We start from the raw sequence: 22,515 nt of genomic DNA on the forward strand, positions 1-22,515 counted from the left end.
GAGTATAGTGGGGAGAAGCCGATGAAAGAGGTATTAGAAGTTTTACCAAAAACGATGAAGTACTTAATTGAAGAATGTAAGCAATACGATGCTTTAGAGGAAATTCGTGTTCGAATTGGAAGACCGCTAGAGTGTATTGCACACGGAAAGGTGTTTTTTTATGACTATATCACTACTGCAGAGGATGCTATTTACTTACTGAATAAGTTAAGTCAATTCTCAATTTATACGATGGAAGAGGAATTAAAACGTGGGTATGTGACACTTCGCGGGGGGCATAGAATCGGATTAGCGGGAAAAGTCATTACAGAAAAAAGCGCAGTGAAAATGATTCGTGATGTCTCTTCCTTTAATATTCGTATTGCTCGTCAAAAAATAGGGATTGCTGAACCGCTTTTGCCATATTTGTATGAAAAAAGATGGTTAAACACGATGGTAATTGGCCCTCCGCAAACGGGAAAAACGACACTTTTAAGAGATGTAGCTCGTTGCATGAGTCAAGGAGTAAGTGCTTCGGAAATTCCTTCTTGTAAAGTGGGGATCGTTGATGAACGGTCAGAAATTGCTGGCTGTGTGAAAGGGATCCCGCAATATGATTTTGGTACCCGAGTCGATGTGTTAGACGCGTGTCCAAAGGCAGAAGGAATGATGATGATGATTCGTTCTATGAGTCCTGATATTTTGATCGTAGATGAAATTGGCCGTAAAGAAGATAGTGAAGCAATTATGGAGGCAGTGCATGCAGGTGTTCAGCTTTTTATAAGTGCACACGGATTTTCCTATGAGGATGTTGTGAGACGTCCATCGCTAAAGGCAGTGCTAGAGCTTGGTATATTTGATAGGTTTGTGGAGTTGTCAAAAGCGAGGGGTCCAGGAACGGTCATGCAGGTGAAAGATAAATATGGAAAACCAGTGTTATCAAGTAGAAAGGCTGAGGGCGTATGGTGAAAATATTCGGTGCAGTGTTAATCGTTGCGGTCAGCACCTTTTTCGGGTTTTCATACGCTAAAAGATATAGTGAGAGGCCGAGGCAACTTAGATTATTAAAATCAGCACTTCAATCATTAGAAGCAGAAATTATGTATGGACACACACCTTTATCTGAGGCTGCCGAGCGATTAGTTAAACAAATGCCAAAGCCATTAAATTGGATATTTCAAAGTTTCGCCAGAAGACTACAAAGCGGGGAACAAACAGTAAGAGAAGCGTGGATAGATAGTTTGAAAGAGAACTGGAAGTTAACTGCATTTCAACAAACTGAGTATGAAATACTGCAGCAATTTGGTGAAACGCTCGGACAACATGATCGTGAATCACAACAAAAACATATTCGCTTATGTATTACACATTTGGAGAGAGAAGAAGGAGAAGCGAAAGCGCTACAACTGCAATACGAAAAAATGATTAAGAGCTTAGGGGTACTAGCAGGGCTACTTATTGTAATTTTACTGCTATAGGGGGGAGAAAGGCGATGTCCATTGATGTTGGATTAATATTTCAAATCGCCGGAATCGGCATTGTTTTAGCTTTCATTCATACTGTACTAAAAGAATTAAAGCGGGAGGATATTGCAAATTGGGTTATCCTTGTCGGTTTTGTCGTCATTTTATTTCATGTTGCATTTTTAATTAACACGCTATTTGACAAGATTAAAAGTGTCTTTCTCTTCCAGTAAAGGAGGCGGTTCGAATCGAAATTATACAAATTGTCGGATTAGGCCTCGTTGCTACGTTTTTAGCTGCTGTTTTGAATCAGCATAAATCTAGTATTACATCTTTATTTATTGTGTTCGTAGGTAGCGTGATGTTTCTTATTTTAATCGATCAAATTCATTCTATTTTACAAATGATTGAGAGAGTAGCAAGTGAAGCGAAAGTTAGTAACGTCTACGTGGAAACGTTACTAAAGATTATTGGAATTGCTTATATTGCTGAGTTTGGAGCCCAAATTACAAAAGATGCTGGTCAAGGTGCCATCGCTTCGAAAATTGAACTTGCTGGGAAAATCTTAATTCTCGTTATGGCGATTCCTATTTTGACGGTTGTAATTGAAACTATTCTCGGATTTTTACCGACGGGATAAGGGGGAGTGAATGTTGAGGAGGTTTGGAGCTAAGCTGCTATTTGCTTGCTTCCTTTTCTTTTCTTTACCGGTTGTTGTACAAGCTTCTCCTGTAGAAACAAACGTCGTTGATCAACAATTGGATAAGCTCGGAATTGAAGATGTGAAGCAATTTTGGGACGGGCTTGTTACAAAATATGGAGGCTATTTGCCAGAGAGTCAAAAAGGGAGCTTTATGGAGTTTGTAAAGGGAGAAAAAGAATTCTCTCTAAAAGAGTGGATGATAGGGTTATTAAAATATTTATTTCATGAGCTTGCTGCTAATGGAAAACTGCTTGGCACACTTATTATGCTCACAATCTTTAGTGCATTGTTGCAATCACTGCAATCCGCTTTTTCAAAAAGTAGCGTAAGTAAAATTGCTGATGCTGTTGTGTATATGGTACTTATTATTTTTGCTTTAAATAGTTTTTATGTCGTTATGACATATGCAAGAGAAACGATACAAACAATGGTAGATTTCATATTAGCGTTATTGCCAATTTTGCTGGCGCTTATAGCAACTGGGGGCGGGGTTGTATCTGTATCATTTTTTCATCCGGTTATCATTTTCTTAATGAATACGAGTGGGCTTCTTATGAATTATATCGTTCTACCACTTTTATTACTGGCAACGATATTAAGTATTGTAAGTACAATGAGTGATCAATATAAAGTGACGAAATTATCCAAGCTTCTGCAAAACGTTAGCGTAGGGATTATCGGTGTCTTTTTAACAATTTTTTTAGGAGTATTATCTGTACAAGGGACAGCAACAGCTGTTGCTGATGGAATAGCTGTGAAAACTGCTAAATTTGTAACAGGAAACTTCATTCCAGTAGTTGGAAGGATGTTTACAGAAGCGGCAGATACTGTTATTAGCGCATCAGGATTATTGAAAAACACAGTCGGAATTATTGGGCTCGTCATTTTATGCTTAATTGTTGCTTTTCCAGCGATTCAAATTTTCTGTATTGCATTTATTTATAAATTCGCAGCAGCAGTATTGCAACCGGTTGGCGGCGGAGCAATTATTCAATGTTTAGACATTATTGGACGAAGCATCATTTACGTATTTGCTTGCTTAGCTATCGTATCATTTATGTTCTTTTTAAGTATTACAATTATTATTGCTGCGGGGAATATTACACTTATGATGCGGTAGGAGGTGAAGAGTATGCAATTTGTTACAGAGTGGATCAGAAATATTATCGTTTTTTTGCTCTTAGCAACAATGCTTCATCTTATTCTTCCAAATTCGAATTTGCAAAAATACGTTAAATTCGTTGTAAGTCTTTTGTTAGTTGTATTAATTTTAACGCCCCTTTTTAAACTATTGCAGACAGATGTAAATGAAGTAATTGCAAATTTTAATGAAGAAAAGTACGTAGCAGAAGGATCTGTAAAAAATTCAATAGATTCGAAGAAAAAAGAAATACAAGCTCTAACACGTGCATATAGTTTAGAAGAGATGGCTACCAAAATGAAAAAAGAAGTAGGAAAAGAGTTTGAGAAAAAGTATGGTATGACTGTCTCTGAAATACAAATAGTCGCAGCAGAAAATACAGAAGAAGTAAAGTCAGCGAAAGATATTCAATCTGTTGTTGTGACGTTGAAAGAAAAAGAACGTAGTAAAAATGATGCAATCGAAACAGTAAAGCCAATTGAAATTAACACGAAAGAGCCGCCAAAAAAAGTGGAAGAAACGAATGTAGAAATGAAAGATTTCTTTTCAAGCAGGTGGCAACTAGAGGGTAAACAAATCCAAGTTCAAATGGAAGGGAGGACAGGTAGAGTAAATGGACAATAAAGATAAAAATTCGAAGTTCTCATTTTTTCGAAACTTATTGAATGGGGATCAAAAAGAAAGCAACGAGAAGGGTAAAAAGGTAACACCTAAGTTTTTACTTGTCCTACTCATACTTGGAATTTTGCTTATGTTTTCTAGTAGTCTCTTTTCAAGTAAAAAAGAAGAAGTACCTGTATTTAAAGAACAAAAAACTCAAAATCAAGAAAAAGACGTACCAACTTTCGGACAAAAAAGTAATGATAGTATGTCAAATGTAGAAAAATATGAAAAAGCGTATGAACAAGAATTAAAAACTGCTTTAGAAGAAATAGCAGGAGTAAAAGACGTAACGATTAAAGTGAATTTAGATTCATCTGAAGAAAAAATTTTAGAAAAAAATACAGTGAAACGCTCACAAACAACAGGTGAAACAGATAAAACAGGCGGTAAGAGAGAAGTAGAGGACGAGTCTCTTGATGAAAAGACTGTCATTATACGTGAAGGGGATAAAGAAACTCCTGTTGTTTTACGAACAGAGAAGCCGAAAGTACGTGGTGTTCTTGTCGTAGCAAAGGGAGTGGATAATATACAAGTTAAAGCAATGGTAAAAGAAGCTGTGATAAGGCTGCTAGATGTACCAGCCCATCGCGTTTCAGTTTCACCGAAAAATTGATAGGGAGGAAATAAAGTGTTAAAAAAACAAACAGTTTGGTTATTAACGATGTTAAGTTTAGTTGTTGTACTATCTGTGTATTACGTGACAACTCCTGACAAAATGAATACAGCATCGCCGGCAACAGGTGAAAAGATTGGACAAGAAAAACAAGGTACTGATAAAGCAGTAACAAACGAAGCGCCTAAAGAAACTCCGAAAAAAGAAAATACAAGCAAGGAAACAACAAATAAAGAAACAGACAAAAAAGAAAATGCAAAAAAAGAAACAAGTAAAAAAGAGGGCAATGTATCAGTTCAATCAAGTGATGAGAATTTCACAGCTTTACGTATGCAAATGGAAGATCAGCGTAGTGAACAAAAAGCAAAATTACAAGAAGTGATGAGTTCAACAAAAGCTTCAGCAACAGAAAAGAATAAAGCAAAAGAAAATTTTGATGCCATTACGACAATGGAAACGAAGCAAGAATTACTTGAGACAGTAATTAAATCTCAAGGAGGATATCCAGATGCTCTTGTAAGAGCTGATGGTACTGACATTAGAGTAACGGTTAAAGCGGCAAAACATTCACAGAAAGAAGCAAATAAAATTATTCAACTTGTAAGAAGTGAAGGCGGATCAAAAGATGTAGGTGTGAAATTTGATCCACCAGCGAAATAAGTGAAACTTTAATCCGCAGGGATTTCCCTGCGGATTATTATCTTTTACTAAGCAAAGGGTATGCAAATAGTAAAATAGAGTATGTAAGTAAATGTGTGAATAGAAAAAAGCTATCATTTTCGATAGCTTTTTTCTATTTCGTCTTTGTAGTTATTTTTACTATGTTCAACTCGGAATGGAGAAACACGTTGCGAGTAAAAGATTAATGGTTCATGGTACTGATGATTACTTTTTCCGGATTTGACGTGGATGCAAAGAACACATGCCCAAACGATTACAGCAGGTAAAAAGAGAATGAGCCATATCATATTTCCACACCTCGACACAATATATTTTCTACGCTTTGAACATACTATTCTTATATGAAGGAATGATGAACGGCGTGTAAACAAAAAAATAATATTTGGTAAAAATATGTTATTGACTATAGGTGTAGTGAAGAGTGGAGAGGGAATGGCATGTTTGCTGTGTAACGTTTTGCTAAAGTAGTGAATGTTTTTTAAGAAGTGGTCTTGCCAATTTCATGTGAAACTTGGTATTATTACTAGGTATTAAATTTTTATTGGAATAATATTTTTACAGGAGTTTCGATTTATTATAAAGAAATATAAATTGGAATGTTTAAAAAATTTATCGTAAGATGGAAATAGTAAATATTTCTATTAGTTAATGAAATATATTTTCTAATAGAATACATCGTATTTTTACAGTCAATCTAGTTTTCGTGACGAGAATCTGTAAAAACGGGACAAACAAGAGTATGGGAGTGGATTTTACATGTTTAAAATTCAAGAAGTTCGTGAATTAATTAAATTAATTGATAGCTCTAATATTGATGAATTTGAATACAAAAAAGACGGTACAACAATCAAAATGAAAAAGCGTGGTAATGAAGTTGTTGCTGTGCAAGCACCTGCAGCAAAACAAGCTATGCAACCAGTAGCGCCTGTTGAAGTTGAAACGACAGTAGCAGCAGCGCAAGCAGAAGCGCCAAAACAAGAAGAGAAGAAAACTGTTCAAGATGAAAACCTACATAAGATCACCTCACCAATGGTAGGTACATTCTATTCTTCTTCTTCACCTGATACACCTCCATATGTAAGTGTTGGGGATAGAGTATCGAAAGATTCTATCGTATGTATTGTCGAGGCTATGAAGTTATTTAACGAAATTGATGCTGATGTAGAGGGCGAAATTGTTGAAATTCTTGTTAATAACGGACAGCTTGTTGAGTATGGACAACCGCTATTTCTTGTAAAAGCGTAATAAGGGAGTCTTTGTGATGATAAAAAAAGTATTAATAGCCAATCGTGGGGAAATTGCTGTACGAATTATTCGTGCTTGTAAAGAAATGGATATTGAAACAGTTGCAATTTATTCAGAAGCAGATAAAGAGTCACTTCACGTACAGATTGCAGACGAGGCGTATTGTGTAGGACCAACGATTTCGAAAGAAAGCTATTTAAATTTGACGAACATTATTAGCGTTGCGAAGTTAACAGGCTGCGATGCTATTCATCCGGGATACGGATTTTTAGCAGAGAATGCAGATTTCGCAGAGTTATGCCGTGAATGTAACTTGATTTTTATCGGTCCAAGTCCAGAAGCTATTTCAAAGATGGGCACAAAAGACGTTGCTCGTGATACAATGAAAGAAGCAGGGGTTCCGATTGTACCAGGTTCACAAGGGATTATTAAAAATACCGAAGAAGCGATCGAGCTTGCTAATCAAATTGGATATCCAGTTATTATTAAAGCGACTGCAGGTGGCGGCGGAAAAGGTATTCGTGTTGCACGCCATGAAGAAGAGCTTATAAAAGGAATTCAAATTACACAGCAAGAAGCTAGTACCGCTTTTGGGAACCCTGGTGTATACTTAGAAAAGTACGTTGAAGATTTCCGCCATGTTGAGATTCAAATAATGGCAGATACACACGGAAATGCCATTCATTTAGGAGAGCGTGATTGTACAATTCAGCGCCGTTTGCAAAAACTATTAGAAGAAAGTCCATCACCTGCACTTGATGAAGATATTCGCAAGCAGATGGGTGAAGCGGCAGTTAAAGCGGCGGTAGCGGTTGATTATACAGGTGCTGGTACGGTTGAGTTTATTTATGAATATAAAACGAAAACCTTTTATTTCATGGAGATGAATACGAGAATTCAGGTTGAGCATCCGGTTACTGAAATGGTAACGGGAATGGACTTAATTAAAGAACAAATTCTTGTTGCTTCAGGAGAAAAGTTATCGTTACAGCAAGAAGAAGTACAATTTAATGGTTGGGCAATTGAATGTCGAATTAATGCGGAAAACCCTGCCAAAAAATTTATGCCATCTCCAGGTAAAGTAGAAATGTACTTACCACCAGGAGGATTTGGTATTCGCGTCGATTCAGCTGTATATCCGGGATATTCAATCCCACCTTTCTATGATTCGATGGTTGCTAAATTAATTGTTCACGGAAAAACACGTGAAGAGGCAATTGCAAAAATGAAGCGCGCACTTAGTGAATTTGTCATTGAAGGCGTACATACAACAATCCCGTTCCATTTGCAATTGCTAGATCATCCTGATTTTGTAAAAGGTGAGTTTAATACGAAATTTTTGGAAGAGCATGAACTTGTGACGCAGTGATACATTAAAGGAGGTTTTTTTCATGGCTGAACATATGTTAGATATGGGTCAAGATACAACTCTTGGTAAAGTAGAAATTGCACCAGAAGTAATTGAAGTAATTGCAGGTATTGCAGCTGCTGAAGTAGAAGGTGTAGCGGCAATGCGCGGTAATTTTGCTACAGATGTTGTTGAGAAGTTAGGTAAGAAAAATCATGGTAAAGGTGTAAAGGTTGAATTAGCAAACGAAGATATTATCGTTGACCTTTATGTTGTAATGTATTTTGGTGTAGCAATTCCAGTTGTTGCACAAAAGATTCAAGACAATATTCGCCAAGCACTCTTTACGATGACAGGACTTGAGCCAAAAGAAGTGAATGTTCACATCGTTGGCGTAACATTCGAAACACAAAAAACAGAAATCGAACCAGTGTAAGAATGAAAAGGTGCCTAGTAACATAGGCATCTTTTTTATCGTTTCATTTCTTCACAAATTACAACCCTCTAATTATTATACTATTTCAAAAAATAAGAAATAAACAAGGAAATGTGTCGTTTTTCCAAAAAACGTACATTGTGATAAGATATGGAACTTGAAGTTAATCTTTTTATTATTTTTCAGCCTTGTAACCCGTGTGTGAAACGATAAATTGTGTTATTATCATTGTATTATAAGGTTGGAAAATCAATGAAAACTGTAAGAGTAAGTGAATTGACGGCTTATAAATTATAATAATATAACAAAGTATAAGGAAAGACTTGAAGCATAAAGGAGAGTTACAATGAAACGTAGGACGGCTAGAGAAAGAGCAATGCAAGCATTATACCAAATGGATATTACAGGTGAATTAGAACCGAAAGTAGCAGTGGAAAACACGCTAGATGAAGGCGAAGAAACAAATGAGTTTCTAGAGTCACTTGTAGTAGGTTTTGTAGAAAATAAAGAAGCAATCGATGAAGCGATTCGTCAAAACTTAAAAAAGTGGAAGCTTGAGCGTATTAGCATTGTTGATCGCAGTATTTTACGTGTAGCTGTGTATGAAATGAAATACATGGAAGAAATTCCACACAACGTAACAATTAACGAAGCAATTGAAATTGCTAAAACATTTGGGGATGAGGAATCTCGTCGTTTTATTAACGGCGTTTTATCTAATATAAAAGATACACTGTAAATTCTTTAAGGGGGAATCTTAAAATGGTAGCAGTAATCATCAAAGGAAATGAAGTTGCGGAGAAAAAACGAGCACAATTAACAGAAGAAGTTGTGAAGTTGAAAGAGCAAGGTATTGTACCAGGGTTAGCAGTTATTTTAGTTGGAGAAGATCCAGCATCTCGTTCTTATGTGAAAGGAAAAGAAAAAGGCTGTGAACAAGTAGGGATTTACTCAGAGCTAATTGAACTTCCTGAAACAATTACTGAGGAACGTTTGCTTGCTGAAATCGATCGCTTAAATGGCGATGACCGTATTAATGGCATATTGGTGCAATTACCTTTACCAAAACATATTGAAGAAAAAGCTATCATTGAAAGAATTTCACCAGAAAAGGATGTAGACGGATTTCACCCAATCAGCGTGGGACGTATGATGACGGGACAAGATACATTCCTTCCATGTACACCGCATGGTATTGTAGAATTAGTAAAAGAAACAAATCTTGATATTTCTGGAAAACATGTAGTAGTAATTGGAAGAAGTAATATTGTCGGTAAACCAGTGGGGCAATTGTTTTTAAATGAAAATGCCACTGTCACATATTGTCATTCTAAGACGCAAAATATGAAAGAGTTATCGAAGTTAGCTGATATTTTAATCGTAGCTGTTGGACGACCTAAAATGATAACAGCGGATTATATTAAAGAAGGAGCGGTTGTAATTGACGTTGGTGTTAACCGTTTAGAAACAGGAAAACTTTGTGGTGATGTTGACTTTGACAACGTGTTAGATGTTGCGGGTTACATTACACCTGTGCCAAAGGGTGTTGGTCCAATGACAATCACAATGCTTCTTCATAATACTGTTGAATCTGCCAAACGTGCAGGTGTCGTTTGTAAATAATTTGAGTCGGCTATGAGGAGAGAGAAATGGAGAAGCAATATTTAACCGTTACAGCGTTAACACGCTATATAAAAACAAAAATAGAATATGATCCGCATTTGCAGTCTGTTTGGTTAAAAGGTGAAATTTCCAACTTTAAAAATCATAGCCGTGGCCACATGTATTTTACATTGAAAGATGAAAATGCAAGAATCGCAGCGGTTATGTTTGCGGGTCATAATCGTAATATTAAATTCAAACCTGAAAATGGGATGAAGGTACTCGTGAAAGGGAAAATCTCTGTTTACGAGGCGAGTGGTTCTTATCAAATTTATATTCAAGACATGCAGCCTGACGGAGTCGGAAATTTACATTTAGCGTACGAACAGTTAAAAGTTCGCTTAGAAGAAGAAGGACTTTTTTCTCAAGTTTATAAAAAAGCAATTCCTCCTTACGCTAAAACAATAGGTGTGATTACGTCGCCAACAGGAGCAGCGATTCGTGATATTATAACAACGATTAAACGTCGTTATCCAATTGGGAATGTTATTGTATTTCCGGTACTTGTACAAGGGGAGTCAGCGGCTCCCTCGATTGTACAAGCGATTCGTACAGCGAATGAAATGCGAGAGATAGATGTACTAATCGTTGGTCGTGGTGGAGGTTCTATTGAGGAATTATGGGCTTTCAATGAGGAAATGGTTGCAAGAGCAATCTTTAAGAGTGAAATTCCTATTATTTCGGCAGTAGGCCATGAAACGGATTTTACAATCGCAGATTTTGTTGCAGATTTACGCGCGCCAACACCGACTGCAGCAGCTGAGCTAGCAGCACCTAATATTATAGAGTTACAAGAAAAGGTATTACAAAGAACTCTGAGATTGCAAAGAGCAATGAAAGAGTTAGTACATAAAAAAGAAGAAAAACTACAAGTGTTGCAAAAATCGTATGCGTTCCGTTATCCAAGACAAGTATATGAGCAAAAGGAAGAGCAATTAGATAGAGCGCTAGAACAGCTTGTTTTAGCGAAAGAGCGCTATATTGATAAAAAGGTGAATCAGTTAAAGCAACTTTCATTTTATTTAGAGAAGCACCACCCATCTCAAAAAATTATTCAAACGAAGGTAGCTGTTGAAACGTTGCAAAAGCAATTACAACGTGAAATGCAAACGTTACTTCAAACGAAAGAATTTGCCTTTGTAAGAGCTGCTCAAAAACTTGAAGCGTTAAGTCCGCTTAAAGTAATGATGAGAGGGTACGGGCTTGTATATGATGAAGAGAAGCAAGTGTTAAAAAGTGTGAAAGATGTAAGCCTTGGAGATGCTGTTTCAGTTCAATTACAAGATGGAATACTAGATTGTAGCGTATCAGGCATAGAGGAGCGTGAATTGAATAATGGAAAATAAATTAAGCTTTGAAGAGGCAATTTCGCAACTTGAGCATCTTGTTTCTAAGCTAGAACAAGGTGACGTACCTTTAGAAGAAGCGATTTCTTATTTTAAAGAGGGTATGGAATTATCTAAGCTTTGTGATGAGAAGTTGAAGAATGTACAAGAACAAATGGCAGTTATTCTTGGGGAAGATGGAGAGCTTGAACCGTTTACTGCTTTAGGAGATGAAGCATAGTGACGATTGCTTTTGATACTTTTTTGAAGGAAAGTAAAACTTTCGTAGAAGAGAAACTTGTAAGCTATGCAAATGAATTACAATGTCCAAATGTACTTCGTGAAGCGATGGCATATTCTTTAGAAGCGGGTGGAAAACGTCTCCGCCCGTTACTTTTGTTTGCAACATTACAAGCTTTTGGGAAAGAAAGAAATCTTGGAGTAGGTGCAGCTTGTGCTCTTGAAATGATTCATACATATTCGTTAGTTCATGACGATTTACCTTGTATGGATGATGATGATTTAAGAAGAGGAAAGCCCACAAATCACAAAGTATTTGGTGAAGCGATGGCAGTTTTAGCAGGAGATGGCTTATTGACGTATGCTTTTCAAGTTATTATGGCATATGAGCAAAAAGAAATTTCTGCAGAAAAAAAAGTAAGACTTGTACTTGAACTTGCAAAAGCAGCAGGACCAGAAGGAATGGTTGGCGGACAAGTGGCAGATATGGAAGCTGAAGGGAAACGCCTTACGATTGATGAATTGGAGTACATCCATAAACATAAGACCGGAAAACTGCTTGAATTTGCTGTACTTGCGGGTGCGATACTTTCTGATGCGACAGAAGAGCAAGAAGAAAAGTTGCTTACGTTTGCTAAATATATCGGTCTAGCTTTCCAAATTCGAGACGATATTTTAGATGTCGAAGGCACCGAAGAAGAGATTGGAAAACCGATTGGTAGCGATCTTTCTAATGAAAAGAGCACATATACGACGTTGTTTACTGTAGATAGAGCAAAGGATATTTTAGAAGAAACAATTGCAGAAGCAAAAGGTGCAATTAGCTCCTTGCAATTACAAGATGAATATTTACTATCTATTTGCGATTTGATTGCAAAACGTAATAACTAATATAACAGCGTTTTCATTTGTTGAGTCATTCATCATTTTATGATATAAATGTAGGAAAAGGTTTTTCTTTTCTTGTTATTGGCAAAAATATATGTAGATTACATTGCCGTTATCACTTCGTGTTAGCGGCTATTTTTTTCATCGCCTAAAGAAATATGGTTTATAATAGGATTAAGGCGCAATAGACTGGTTAATAGCGGGACAAGACGAAAAATAGAAAAGAGAATTTCTTGTTTTGTGTAAATGTTTTTTATAATATTTGACATGTTGACAGATTATGAAATGAAAGTGAGTGATCCATGTGGATCTAACGCAAATTCAAAACCCTAGTTTTTTGAAAGATATGTCTATCAGTGAACTAGAGGGATTGAGTGAGGATATTCGTAAGTTTTTAATTGAAGAGCTCTCTCAAACAGGTGGACATATTGCACCTAATTTAGGTGTAGTAGAACTCACAATTGCTCTGCACAAATTATTTGATAGCCCGCAAGATAAATTTTTATGGGATGTAGGACATCAATCCTATGTACATAAAATTTTAACTGGACGCGCGAAAGAGTTTGGTACATTAAGGCAATATCAAGGTCTATGTGGTTTCCCGAAACGTTGCGAGAGTGAGCATGATGTATGGGAAACTGGTCATAGCTCGACTTCGTTATCGGCTGCAATGGGAATGGCTCTGGCACGTGATTTAAAGAAAACGAAAGAATATGTTATACCAATTATTGGAGATGGTGCTTTAACAGGTGGAATGGCCTTAGAGGCATTGAACCATATTGGACATGAAAAAACAGACATGATTGTTATTTTGAATGATAATGAAATGTCAATTGCACCAAACGTTGGTGCGCTTCATAATGTACTCGGTCGTTTACGTACCGCAGGAAAATATCACTGGGTAAAAGATGAATTAGAGTATATATTAAAGAAAATCCCAGCAGTTGGCGGGAAAGTGGCTGCGACAGCAGAGAAAATAAAAGATAGTCTTAAATATTTACTAGTATCTGGTGTCTTTTTCGAAGAGTTAGGCTTTACATATTTAGGTCCAGTCGATGGGCATGATTATGAAAAGTTATTCGAAACGTTGCAATATGCAAAGAAAACAAAAGGCCCAGTACTTGTTCACGTTATTACGAAAAAAGGAAAAGGTTATAAACCGGCTGAGAGTGACGTTATTGGAACTTGGCATGGAACAGGACCTTATAAAATTGAATCAGGTGACTTCGTTAAGCCAAAAGAAGTTGCACCAGCATGGAGTGCTGTCGTTAGTGAAACAGTACTTAAGCTAGCGAGAGCGGATGAGCGTATCGTAGCAATTACACCTGCAATGCCTGTTGGATCAAAACTTGAGAAATTCCAAAAAGAATTCCCAGATCGTATGATTGATGTAGGTATTGCAGAACAGCACGCTACAACAATGGCAGCAGGTATGGCAACGCAAGGAATGAAGCCATTCTTAGCAATTTATTCGACATTTTTACAAAGAGCATATGACCAAGTTGTTCATGATATATGCCGCCAAAATTTAAATGTTTTCATCGGAATAGATCGCTCGGGATTAGTAGGAGCAGATGGTGAAACGCATCAAGGCGTATTTGATATCTCATTCTTACGTCACTTGCCGAATATGGTGCTTATGATGCCGAAAGATGAAAATGAAGGGCAACATTTAGTTTATACGGCGATGCAATATGAAGATGGACCAATCGCATTGCGTTATGCTCGTGGTAATGGACTTGGCGTTCATATGGATGAAGAATTAAAGGCGATTCCAATCGGTACGTGGGAGACGTTAAAAGAGGGTACACAAGCAGCTATTTTAACGTTTGGTACGACAATACCAATGGCAATGGAAGCAGCTGAGCGTCTTGAAAAAGCTGGGGTTTCAGTGAAAGTAGTGAATGCTCGCTTTATTAAACCAATGGATGAAGCATATTTACATGATCTTCTAGGGAAGAATATACCGATTTTAACGATTGAAGAAGCTTGTTTAATCGGTGGTTTTGGAACAGGAGTAGTTGAATTTGCATCTGAAAATGGTTACCATAGTGCATTAGTTGAACGAATGGGTATTCCAGACCGCTTCATAGAGCACGGAAGTGTAACAAAATTATTAGAAGAAATTGGTTTAACGACAGATGCTGTTGTAGACCGTATTCATACAATGATTCCATCAAAACAAAAAAGGGCGTAACAAATGAGCGTAAAAAAAGAAAGAGTAGATGTACTATTAGTAGAGCGAGGACTTATAGAAACGCGTGAGAAAGCAAAGCGCGCCATTATGGCCGGACTCGTATATGCAAATGAGATGAGACTTGATAAGCCAGGAGAGAAAATCTCGCAAGATACTGAGATTACGGTGAAGGGACAAGTTATGCCGTATGTAAGTCGTGGTGGTTATAAACTTGAAAAGGCATTAGAGACATTTCATCTTGATTTACAAGATAAAGTTATGATAGATATTGGTTCATCAACTGGTGGCTTTACAGATTGCGCGCTTCAAAATGGAGCGAAATTATCTTATGCATTAGATGTAGGATACAATCAGCTAGCGTGGAAATTACGTCAAGATGAGCGTGTTGTTGTAATGGAACGAACAAACTTCCGTTACGTGACACCAGCAGACTTAGAACGTGGTTTACCTCAATTTGCAAGTATTGATGTTTCATTTATATCATTAAAGCTTATACTGCCAGTTTTAAAAACAATGCTTATGCCTAACGGAGATGTAGCAGCGTTAATTAAACCGCAGTTTGAAGCTGGAAGAGAGCAAGTTGGGAAAAAAGGTATCGTTCGTGATAGAAAAGTACATGAAGCTGTTGTAGAGATGATTGTCGATTTTGCTTTAAAAGAGGGCTATGATGTGGAAGGTTTAACATTCTCACCAATTACGGGTGGGGATGGTAATATTGAATTTTTAATTCATCTGAAATGGCATGGTGAACGTGAGAATGGCGAAAATCATTCTCCGATTTCTATAGAGCAAGTTGTTACAGAAGCGCATGACGTTCTAAAACAAAAAGGGAAAGGGGAATAACATATGTTGTTCCTCTTTTTGCTGTAATTGTATAATGATTGTAAAAACAATTGTGTACAAGAAACGAATTATAAGTTAACATAAATAAGTGAAGTATACCAATGTTTAAACTATGGTAAGAGATAGTGTGAGGTGCAAATGTATGAATAAAGGTCAGCGCCATATTAAAATCAGGGAAATTATTGCAAACAAAGAAATTGAAACACAAGATGAATTAGTTGATATTTTACGTAATGAGGGATTTAATGTAACGCAAGCAACAGTATCGCGCGATATTAAAGAACTGCACTTAGTGAAGGTGCCATTACATGATGGGCGCTATAAATATAGCTTGCCAGCAGATCAACGATTTAACCCGTTACAAAAATTAAAACGAAATCTAGTGGATTCATTTGTAAAATTAGACACGGCAGGACATATGCTTGTGCTAAAAACATTGCCTGGTAACGCTCATTCACTTGGAGCACTTATTGATCATTTAGAGTGGGATGAGATCATCGGAACCATCTGTGGTGATGATACTTGCTTAATTATTTGCCGTACACCTGACGATACAGGTGTTGTCTCTGATCGTTTCTTAAATATGTTGTAACAAAAAATCTTGTTTGCTTTCCATCGTAAAGTGGGAAGTGAACAAGATATTTTTATTGGTCAAAAATATGATTTTTCAATTGTAATATAATATTTTGTTTGCATAAAGTTAGAAAATAGATGGATTGACCCGTAAAACAAATGTTTGGTACAATGAAGCGGGTTAGAAGAGTATATACATACAAATATATAGCATGATTATTTGAATGAAGAACTGAGAAAATCCTTTAGTAAGGGATTATTTTATAACGAGGTGAATGGGGCATTGTTATCGGAATTATCGATTAGAAACTTTGCTATTATTGAAGCATTAAATATTTCTTTTCAAAAAGGTTTAACGGTTTTAAGCGGTGAAACAGGGGCCGGAAAATCGATTATTATTGATGCGATTAGTTTACTTGTAGGTGGCCGTGGGTCAGCAGAATTTGTTCGATATGGAACAGAAAAGGCTGAGATTGAAGGGCTGTTTTATGTTGAAGATGATAAGCATCCATGTATTGAAAAGGCAGAAGAGTTAGATATAGAAATAGAAGATGGCATGATTATTTTAAAGCGTGATATTGCTGCGAACGGGAAGAGTGTATGTCGTGTAAATGGGAAGCTTGTTACACTTAGCATATTAAAAGAAATTGGGAAAACACTTGTTGATATTCATGGACAGCATGAAACGCAAGATTTAATGAATGAAGAACGACATCTGTTTATGCTTGATCACTTTGATGGGGATCGAATCGTTAAACAATTAGACATATATCAAAACGTATACGCTGACTATGAAAAATTAAAAAAACAATTGAAATCGTTAAGTGAAAATGAACAACAGATGGCACATCGCTTAGATTTAATTCAATTTCAGCATGAAGAAATTCGCAAAGCTGATTTAAAGATGGATGAAGAAAATGAATTAACTGAGGAACGATTGCAAATTTCTAATTTTGAAAAGATTTATAAAGCATTAGGTGATGCATATCGTTCATTGAGTGCTGACGGACAAGGATTAGATAATGTAAGAAGCGCAATGGGACAAATGGAAAGTATTACACATTTAGATGAAATGTATCAAGAGAATCATGATTCAATTGCAAATAGCTATTACTTGTTAGAAGAGGTTGCATATCAACTGAGAGAAAAGCTCGATATGATGGAATATGATCCAAATCGTTTAGATGAAATCGAAACACGTTTGAATGAAATTCGTATGCTAAAGAGAAAATATGGAAATACTGTAGAAGAGATTTTAGCGTATGCAGATAAAATTGAACAAGAAATATTTACAATTGAAAATAAAGACGTTCATATTGAAACGACGAAGAAACAGTTGAAGGAATTAGAAAGTGTTATTCTGAAAGAAGCAACGTTGTTAAGTAATATGCGTCATGAGCTTGCAGAACACCTTACAAATGCAATCCATCAGGAATTAAAAGAATTATATATGGAAAAAACGAAATTTGAAGTGAGAATTATGAAGAGAGAAGGAAATGCAGAAGAGCCCCTTGTGGAAGGTGCACCGGTAAGACTTACGGCGGATGGTTACGATCATGTGGAATTTTATATTTCGACGAACCCAGGAGAGCCGCTAAAACCACTTTCAAAGGTTGCTTCTGGCGGAGAGTTATCTCGTATCATTTTAGCTTTAAAAAGCATTTTTTCTAAGCATCAAGGGGTTGCATCTGTTATTTTTGATGAAGTGGATACGGGTGTAAGTGGCCGGGTCGCACAGGCTATTGCTGAAAAAATTTATCGAGTATCAGTAAACTCGCAAGTACTTTGTATTACGCACTTACCTCAAGTAGCTTCAATGGCAGATTCGCATTTATTTATTCGAAAACAAGTAGCGAATGATCGGACAATTACATCAGTTACTGTTTTAACTATGGAGGATAAAGTAACAGAAATAGCTCGAATGATTTCTGGTGTGGAAATCACAGATTTAACGACGGAGCATGCGAAAGAATTACTTACGCAAGCGCATCATTTTAAACAGACAGCAGAGGCTATCCAGTAATGGATAGCTTTTTTTCTCAAATGACGATTTCTTAATTCTTCCGGTTATAAATAAAGCACTGCAAGGAGAGATTAAAAAGTGAAGCCAAGAGGCTGAATGTGGGGTAGGAGCGAGGAGAGTGAACAAGTTGAAATTAGAAAAATTTCGAAAAATAATAGGTCTTTGTCTCCTTGTTTCTTTAGTTTTTATTGGATGTTTTAAACCGCTTCGAACGTTTATTTCATCACCGAAACAACTTGTTGTTTTTGAAGGACAACAATCAGAAATATCATCATTACCAGTTTTCAAAGCTTCATCCACAAATCGTCATGTATTTACAGTGAGTTCGAATGAACAAAAACAAGGACTTATGGTAAATTCTCATCAAAATGGTGAAGCTGATATGGTATTTCAGCTTGCGGGTTTTCCAGTGAAAAAAGTAAATGTGAAAGTGTTAAAAGATTTTAAAGTGATTCCAGGTGGACAATCAATTGGTGTGAAATTAAATACAAAAGGTGTACTTGTTGTAGGCCATCATTTAATTCAAACTGAAAAAGGTAAAATATCTCCTGGTGAAACAGCAGGTGTACAAATTGGAGATATGATTACTGAAATTAATGGTAAAACCATTGAAAGAATGAGTGATGTAGCACCGTTTATTCATAATAGTGGAGAAACAGGTGAACCGCTTAATCTTGTATTGTTAAGAGATGGAAAATATATTCGCACGAAGCTAACGCCGCAAAAAGACAATGGTGAATCGTCTTATCGAATTGGCTTGTATATCCGTGATTCGGCAGCTGGAATTGGAACGATGACATTTGTTCATCCGGATTCTATGAAATACGGGGCGCTTGGTCATGTTATTTCTGATAATGATACAAAAAAGCCGATTCAAGTCGAAGATGGACAAATTATGCGCTCGACAGTTACATCAATTGAAAGAGGCAGTCATGGGAATCCAGGCGAGAAATTAGCAAGATTTTCACCAGATCGTGAAGTGATTGGCAATATTACAATTAATAGTCCATATGGTATTTTTGGAAAATTAAATACGAATATGAAAAACGGTATAATGGATAAAGCAATGCCTATCGCATTATCTCATCAAGTAAAAGAAGGACCGGCAAAAATATTAACAGTTATTGATCAAGATAAAGTAGAAGCGTTTGATATTGAAGTTGTTAGTGCAGTGCAGCAAAAATTCCCAGCTACAAAGGGTATGGTAATAAAAGTAACAGATAAACGTCTATTAGCGAAAACGGGCGGTATCGTACAAGGAATGAGTGGAAGTCCAATTGTACAAAATGGAAAAGTAATTGGTGCTGTTACACATGTATTTGTAAATGATCCAACATCAGGATATGGTGTTCATATTGAATGGATGTTACATCAAGCTGGAATTAATATTTATGATCAAGAGAAAAAAGCGAGCTAATACATATTAGCTCGCTTTTTCTGTTGAAAAATTCGTTGAAATTTTGTAAAAGCTCCGCAAGAGGTGTTTTTTGTTGTAAAATAAAAGAAAAGGGTTGAACGTTTCGTTGTATTTCTATGATGGAATGTGTTGCGAAAGGGAATAAATGAACGATAAACATATTTTTTTGTGATTTTATCGGAAAGTAAGAAACTTTAAAAGGGAATTTTCACACAATTGTCGAACAATTCATGTAGCCTAGAAGGATACACATGTCGGAGAATCGATTCGGTAAGGGAGGAAAAGCTGTGGAGAAAATTAAAGTATGTCTTGTGGATGATAATAAAGAACTAGTATCAATGTTAGAGAGCTATGTAGCTGCTCAAGATGATATGGAAGTAATCGGTACTGCTTATAATGGTCAAGAGTGTTTAAACTTATTAACAGATAAGCAGCCTGATGTACTCGTTTTAGACATTATTATGCCACACTTAGATGGTTTAGCTGTATTGGAAAAAATGCGACATATTGAAAGGTTAAAACAGCCTAGCGTAATTATGTTGACAGCATTCGGGCAAGAAGATGTGACGAAAAAAGCAGTTGACTTAGGTGCCTCATATTTCATATTAAAACCATTTGATATGGAGAATTTAACGAGTCATATTCGTCAAGTGAGTGGTAAAGCAAATGCTATGATTAAACGTCCACTACCATCATTCCGATCAGCAACAACAGTAGATGGAAAACCGAAAAATTTAGATGCGAGTATTACGAGTATCATTCATGAAATTGGTGTACCCGCTCATATTAAAGGATATATGTATTTACGAGAAGCAATCTCCATGGTATACAACGATATCGAATTATTAGGATCGATTACGAAAGTATTGTATCCAGATATCGCAAAGAAATATAATACCACAGCAAGCCGTGTGGAGCGAGCAATTCGTCACGCGATTGAAGTAGCTTGGAGCCGTGGGAATATTGATTCTATTTCGTCCTTATTCGGTTATACAGTATCCATGTCAAAAGCAAAACCTACGAATTCTGAGTTTATCGCAATGGTTGCGGATAAGCTGAGACTTGAACATAAAGCTAGCTGAGAGTAAAGATAGTAAGGGTTTACTCTTTAGCTAAGCCGACAAATTCTTGAAATCTATACTTAATATCAATTTTAAAACCAATAAACTTTTCACTCAATGACCAATGAATTTTATGATTCGTTGGTCTTTTTATTTTGTTGAGAAAAAGAGATTATTTCATACCATGGAAAATAAAACCTATTTTTAGTAATATTACATATAAGTGAGTTTTTTATAAGGTAATTAAATAGGTATAGATAGGGAGAAGGGGAATGAAAAATAAAATTTTAACTTGGTTAGGAATAGTAGCAGCTATGGGAGTTCTTGCTGTAGCAGTTACATTTGGAATGTTAGAACTTGCCGATAATCCAGCAGATAAAGAGGTGAGTGCTCAAATAGACAAAAAAGAAGACCAAACGATAGTAGGTAGAGAGGTAGATGGAGTCTTTGTTGATGTGTATGTTACTGAAAATTCTACTGAAAGCGAAGTCATTATAGCGATGCATCACATGACTCATCAAAAAGTGGTGGCAGAACGAAAATCGGGCTCTATCCCAATGGTTCAAAATAATGCTAAAAAGTTAAAAGAAATCATAAATAAGAGTAGCTTTGCGAAGAAAAATGAGCTTTTAGCAATTGCTGATAGATGGGTGAAAAAAGATTTTAGTAAAATTGTAGAAGATCACAATTATTTCTCGGATGCTCAAGAAGATAGCGTTTGTAAAGCAACTAGAGCAATGGATGCGTTAGAAGAGCAACATTATATTTTAACTACATTCGGGGAGGAAAAGGCGAAAGAACTATACGAATCAGGGGATGCTCCGCACGTTCAATAAAAAATAATATAAAGGCTTTCTAGTTTTGTATTATCGTGTTTTAAGGATGCAATGGGGACTTATAAATAAATAGTCTGCTTTCTTTATGACTTGTAACAAAAAAGAAAAGATATGATTCATTATTAAATGATGAAGGAACGGCTAAATTGCACCGAAGTACATCTATTAAAGAATTTTAGTAGGGAAAGTATCCATGGTATAATGGAGGGCAATAAAAAGCCCTGCAAAACAGGACTGTATTACTCTTCGTCTTTATTTTGTTTTTCTAATTCAACTAGCTTTTGAATTAAAATGTGCTGCGGCATATGCATGAGTTGTTCAAGTGGAACACCTAGTGCTTTTGATAAGCGGACTGCAGTATCTGGAGAAATTTGTAATGGTCTCATAGAAGTACCTCCTTTTTCGTATAGTATAGCATAAGATTGGGGGAGTGAGGATGACTCTTATATTTGCACATCGTGGTGCGGCTGGAACGTACCCAGAAAATACAATGATTTCATTTGAAGCAGCTGAGTCTTTTAGAGCGGATGGAATTGAACTTGATGTTCAATTAACGAAAGATGGAAAAGTTGTCGTCATTCATGATGAAACGGTGGACCGGACAACAAATGGAAAAGGTGCGGTTCGGAATTATGTATATGAGGATTTATGCAAGTTAGATGCAAGTTATAAATTTGGTGATAAAGTAGGGTTTTGTAAAATACCACTTTTAGAAGAGGTATTAGAATGGCTTGAACGAACGAGTTTGCTACTTAATATTGAACTTAAAAATAATAAAATTCCATACAGAGGTTTAGAGGAAGAAGTTATAACGCTTGTACGGAAATTTAGTTTAGAGGATCGCGTTGTATTTTCTTCGTTTAATCACTACAGTATGAAACGGTGCCATATGATGGCTCCTGATATTCAAACAGCTATTTTATATCGCGAAGGTTTGCATAGTCCGTGGGCATACGCAAAAAAAATGGGAGCTACAGCAGTACATCCGAATTATCGTTATCTTCAAGATGCTATTGCCGAACTAACGATGGAAAGTGGTGTAGAGGTTCGCCCTTATACAATTAATGAAGAAACGCTTATGCGTAAATATTTTGATATGAATATATCGGCGATTATTACTGATTACCCTGAAACGGCAAGAACGTTGTTGCCAATAAAAAAATGAGACCGCGTGTAAC

General features: G+C 36.4%; 26 protein-coding genes. 24 read left to right on the plus strand and 2 right to left on the minus strand.

Annotated elements, in window-relative coordinates:
• Positions 1-21 precede the first annotated feature (21 nt).
• Genes spoIIIAA through CQ064_RS14240 form a run of 8 tightly spaced genes read left to right on the plus strand, consistent with a single transcriptional unit; the run spans position 22 to position 5,222 of the window.
• Positions 22-948: a stage III sporulation protein AA gene (gene spoIIIAA, locus CQ064_RS14205; RefSeq protein ID WP_000665907.1), complete on the plus strand. Its 927-nt coding sequence runs from the start codon at positions 22-24 to the stop codon at positions 946-948.
• Positions 942-1,457 (plus strand): stage III sporulation protein SpoIIIAB, encoded by a 516-nt coding sequence (spoIIIAB, locus tag CQ064_RS14210; RefSeq protein ID WP_000238703.1) that lies wholly within the window; start codon positions 942-944, stop codon positions 1,455-1,457. The genes spoIIIAA and spoIIIAB overlap by 7 nt, the downstream gene beginning before the upstream one ends.
• A gap of 14 nt (positions 1,458-1,471) precedes the next feature.
• Entirely contained in the window at positions 1,472-1,675 is a 204-nt protein-coding gene (gene spoIIIAC / locus CQ064_RS14215; RefSeq protein WP_000020914.1) for a stage III sporulation protein AC, read from the plus strand.
• Positions 1,676-1,698: 23 nt separating this feature from the next.
• The gene (gene spoIIIAD, locus CQ064_RS14220; protein WP_077393170.1) at positions 1,699-2,082 is read left to right on the plus strand and encodes a stage III sporulation protein AD; all 384 of its coding nucleotides are present in this window, start codon (positions 1,699-1,701) and stop codon (positions 2,080-2,082) included.
• A 10-nt stretch (positions 2,083-2,092) separates the two neighbouring features.
• A complete protein-coding gene (gene spoIIIAE / locus CQ064_RS14225; RefSeq protein WP_000946113.1) occupies positions 2,093-3,265 on the plus strand; it encodes a stage III sporulation protein AE in 1,173 nt (390 codons plus the stop codon).
• Positions 3,266-3,277: 12 nt separating this feature from the next.
• A complete protein-coding gene (gene spoIIIAF / locus CQ064_RS14230) occupies positions 3,278-3,910 on the plus strand; it encodes a stage III sporulation protein AF (RefSeq protein WP_001161037.1) in 633 nt (210 codons plus the stop codon).
• Positions 3,900-4,562, plus strand: coding sequence for a stage III sporulation protein AG (gene spoIIIAG, locus CQ064_RS14235; protein WP_000368890.1), 663 nt, complete (start codon positions 3,900-3,902; stop codon positions 4,560-4,562). The genes spoIIIAF and spoIIIAG overlap by 11 nt, the downstream gene beginning before the upstream one ends.
• A 15-nt stretch (positions 4,563-4,577) precedes the next feature.
• Positions 4,578-5,222 carry a SpoIIIAH-like family protein gene (locus tag CQ064_RS14240; RefSeq protein ID WP_000914710.1) on the plus strand — a complete coding sequence of 215 codons (645 nt, stop codon included), beginning with the start codon at positions 4,578-4,580 and terminating at the stop codon, positions 5,220-5,222.
• Positions 5,223-5,335: 113 nt separating this feature from the next.
• Here CQ064_RS14240 and CQ064_RS14245 read toward each other — a convergent pair whose 3' ends face one another.
• The gene (locus CQ064_RS14245) at positions 5,336-5,530 is read right to left on the minus strand and encodes a hypothetical protein (protein WP_002000935.1); all 195 of its coding nucleotides are present in this window, start codon (positions 5,528-5,530) and stop codon (positions 5,336-5,338) included.
• Between the two features lie 469 nt (positions 5,531-5,999).
• On the opposite strand from CQ064_RS14245, the gene accB reads away from it, so the two are divergent.
• The 15 genes from accB to CQ064_RS14325 all read left to right on the plus strand — a co-directional run bounded on the left by accB (position 6,000) and on the right by CQ064_RS14325 (position 21,337).
• Positions 6,000-6,488: an acetyl-CoA carboxylase biotin carboxyl carrier protein gene (accB, locus tag CQ064_RS14250; protein ID WP_000472863.1), complete on the plus strand. Its 489-nt coding sequence runs from the start codon at positions 6,000-6,002 to the stop codon at positions 6,486-6,488.
• Positions 6,489-6,504: 16 nt separating this feature from the next.
• Complete coding sequence (gene accC, locus CQ064_RS14255) at positions 6,505-7,857, plus strand: acetyl-CoA carboxylase biotin carboxylase subunit (RefSeq protein WP_000592870.1); 1,353 nt, start codon at positions 6,505-6,507, stop codon at positions 7,855-7,857.
• Positions 7,858-7,879: 22 nt separating this feature from the next.
• The gene (locus CQ064_RS14260) at positions 7,880-8,272 is read left to right on the plus strand and encodes an Asp23/Gls24 family envelope stress response protein (RefSeq protein ID WP_000807630.1); all 393 of its coding nucleotides are present in this window, start codon (positions 7,880-7,882) and stop codon (positions 8,270-8,272) included.
• A gap of 346 nt (positions 8,273-8,618) precedes the next feature.
• Positions 8,619-9,011: a N utilization substance protein NusB gene (nusB, locus tag CQ064_RS14265; protein WP_000830247.1), complete on the plus strand. Its 393-nt coding sequence runs from the start codon at positions 8,619-8,621 to the stop codon at positions 9,009-9,011.
• 23 nt (positions 9,012-9,034) lie between these two features.
• The gene (gene folD, locus CQ064_RS14270; RefSeq protein WP_000226732.1) at positions 9,035-9,895 is read left to right on the plus strand and encodes a bifunctional methylenetetrahydrofolate dehydrogenase/methenyltetrahydrofolate cyclohydrolase FolD; all 861 of its coding nucleotides are present in this window, start codon (positions 9,035-9,037) and stop codon (positions 9,893-9,895) included.
• A gap of 26 nt (positions 9,896-9,921) precedes the next feature.
• Complete coding sequence (gene xseA / locus CQ064_RS14275) at positions 9,922-11,280, plus strand: exodeoxyribonuclease VII large subunit (RefSeq protein WP_000415253.1); 1,359 nt, start codon at positions 9,922-9,924, stop codon at positions 11,278-11,280.
• Complete coding sequence (gene xseB / locus CQ064_RS14280) at positions 11,270-11,500, plus strand: exodeoxyribonuclease VII small subunit (RefSeq protein WP_000428423.1); 231 nt, start codon at positions 11,270-11,272, stop codon at positions 11,498-11,500. The genes xseA and xseB overlap by 11 nt, the downstream gene beginning before the upstream one ends.
• On the plus strand, positions 11,500-12,390 hold the full coding sequence (ispA, locus tag CQ064_RS14285) for a (2E,6E)-farnesyl diphosphate synthase (protein WP_000150374.1): 891 nt from the start codon (positions 11,500-11,502) through the stop codon (positions 12,388-12,390). Before xseB ends, ispA begins: the two co-directional genes overlap by 1 nt.
• 301 nt (positions 12,391-12,691) lie before the next feature.
• Positions 12,692-14,584: a 1-deoxy-D-xylulose-5-phosphate synthase gene (gene dxs, locus CQ064_RS14290; RefSeq protein WP_000366452.1), complete on the plus strand. Its 1,893-nt coding sequence runs from the start codon at positions 12,692-12,694 to the stop codon at positions 14,582-14,584.
• A gap of 3 nt (positions 14,585-14,587) precedes the next feature.
• On the plus strand, positions 14,588-15,427 hold the full coding sequence (locus CQ064_RS14295; RefSeq protein ID WP_000111872.1) for a TlyA family RNA methyltransferase: 840 nt from the start codon (positions 14,588-14,590) through the stop codon (positions 15,425-15,427).
• A gap of 142 nt (positions 15,428-15,569) precedes the next feature.
• Positions 15,570-16,019: an arginine repressor ArgR gene (gene argR, locus CQ064_RS14300; RefSeq protein ID WP_001032580.1), complete on the plus strand. Its 450-nt coding sequence runs from the start codon at positions 15,570-15,572 to the stop codon at positions 16,017-16,019.
• A 264-nt stretch (positions 16,020-16,283) separates the two neighbouring features.
• Entirely contained in the window at positions 16,284-18,023 is a 1,740-nt protein-coding gene (gene recN / locus CQ064_RS14305; RefSeq protein ID WP_000947734.1) for a DNA repair protein RecN, read from the plus strand.
• 118 nt (positions 18,024-18,141) lie between these two features.
• Positions 18,142-19,440 carry a SpoIVB peptidase gene (gene spoIVB / locus CQ064_RS14310; RefSeq protein ID WP_015055189.1) on the plus strand — a complete coding sequence of 433 codons (1,299 nt, stop codon included), beginning with the start codon at positions 18,142-18,144 and terminating at the stop codon, positions 19,438-19,440.
• 287 nt (positions 19,441-19,727) lie between these two features.
• Entirely contained in the window at positions 19,728-20,522 is a 795-nt protein-coding gene (spo0A, locus tag CQ064_RS14320) for a sporulation transcription factor Spo0A (RefSeq protein ID WP_011110369.1), read from the plus strand.
• Between the two features lie 251 nt (positions 20,523-20,773).
• The gene (locus tag CQ064_RS14325) at positions 20,774-21,337 is read left to right on the plus strand and encodes a PRK06770 family protein (protein ID WP_000790987.1); all 564 of its coding nucleotides are present in this window, start codon (positions 20,774-20,776) and stop codon (positions 21,335-21,337) included.
• A 239-nt stretch (positions 21,338-21,576) separates the two neighbouring features.
• Here the strand turns inward: CQ064_RS14325 and CQ064_RS14330 are convergent, their stop codons facing one another.
• Positions 21,577-21,723: a YycC family protein gene (locus tag CQ064_RS14330; protein ID WP_001247671.1), complete on the minus strand. Its 147-nt coding sequence runs from the start codon at positions 21,721-21,723 to the stop codon at positions 21,577-21,579.
• Between the two features lie 50 nt (positions 21,724-21,773).
• On the opposite strand from CQ064_RS14330, the gene CQ064_RS14335 reads away from it, so the two are divergent.
• Complete coding sequence (locus CQ064_RS14335) at positions 21,774-22,502, plus strand: glycerophosphodiester phosphodiesterase (protein WP_000172589.1); 729 nt, start codon at positions 21,774-21,776, stop codon at positions 22,500-22,502.
• Positions 22,503-22,515: the final 13 nt, after the last annotated feature.

The sequence above is a fragment of the Bacillus sp. MYb78 genome, from assembly GCF_002975115.1.
GTDB classification, from domain to species: Bacteria; Bacillota; Bacilli; order Bacillales; family Bacillaceae_G; genus Bacillus_A; species Bacillus_A cereus.

Bases quoted from the DNA above. Each gene is read 5' to 3' on its own strand.
- spoIIIAA (WP_000665907.1), top strand. From the start codon at position 22: ATGAAAGAGGTATTAGAAGTTTTACCAAAAACGATGAAGTACTTAATT.
- spoIIIAB (WP_000238703.1), top strand. From the start codon at position 942: ATGGTGAAAATATTCGGTGCAGTGTTAATCGTTGCGGTCAGCACCTTT.
- spoIIIAC (WP_000020914.1), top strand. From the start codon at position 1,472: ATGTCCATTGATGTTGGATTAATATTTCAAATCGCCGGAATCGGCATT.
- spoIIIAE (WP_000946113.1), top strand. From the start codon at position 2,093: ATGTTGAGGAGGTTTGGAGCTAAGCTGCTATTTGCTTGCTTCCTTTTC.
- spoIIIAF (WP_001161037.1), top strand. From the start codon at position 3,278: ATGCAATTTGTTACAGAGTGGATCAGAAATATTATCGTTTTTTTGCTC.
- spoIIIAG (WP_000368890.1), top strand. From the start codon at position 3,900: ATGGACAATAAAGATAAAAATTCGAAGTTCTCATTTTTTCGAAACTTA.
- CQ064_RS14245 (WP_002000935.1), bottom strand. From the start codon at position 5,530: ATGATATGGCTCATTCTCTTTTTACCTGCTGTAATCGTTTGGGCATGT.
- accB (WP_000472863.1), top strand. From the start codon at position 6,000: ATGTTTAAAATTCAAGAAGTTCGTGAATTAATTAAATTAATTGATAGC.
- accC (WP_000592870.1), top strand. From the start codon at position 6,505: ATGATAAAAAAAGTATTAATAGCCAATCGTGGGGAAATTGCTGTACGA.
- CQ064_RS14260 (WP_000807630.1), top strand. From the start codon at position 7,880: ATGGCTGAACATATGTTAGATATGGGTCAAGATACAACTCTTGGTAAA.
- nusB (WP_000830247.1), top strand. From the start codon at position 8,619: ATGAAACGTAGGACGGCTAGAGAAAGAGCAATGCAAGCATTATACCAA.
- folD (WP_000226732.1), top strand. From the start codon at position 9,035: ATGGTAGCAGTAATCATCAAAGGAAATGAAGTTGCGGAGAAAAAACGA.
- xseA (WP_000415253.1), top strand. From the start codon at position 9,922: ATGGAGAAGCAATATTTAACCGTTACAGCGTTAACACGCTATATAAAA.
- xseB (WP_000428423.1), top strand. From the start codon at position 11,270: ATGGAAAATAAATTAAGCTTTGAAGAGGCAATTTCGCAACTTGAGCAT.
- CQ064_RS14295 (WP_000111872.1), top strand. From the start codon at position 14,588: ATGAGCGTAAAAAAAGAAAGAGTAGATGTACTATTAGTAGAGCGAGGA.
- argR (WP_001032580.1), top strand. From the start codon at position 15,570: ATGAATAAAGGTCAGCGCCATATTAAAATCAGGGAAATTATTGCAAAC.
- CQ064_RS14325 (WP_000790987.1), top strand. From the start codon at position 20,774: ATGAAAAATAAAATTTTAACTTGGTTAGGAATAGTAGCAGCTATGGGA.
- CQ064_RS14330 (WP_001247671.1), bottom strand. From the start codon at position 21,723: ATGAGACCATTACAAATTTCTCCAGATACTGCAGTCCGCTTATCAAAA.
- CQ064_RS14335 (WP_000172589.1), top strand. From the start codon at position 21,774: ATGACTCTTATATTTGCACATCGTGGTGCGGCTGGAACGTACCCAGAA.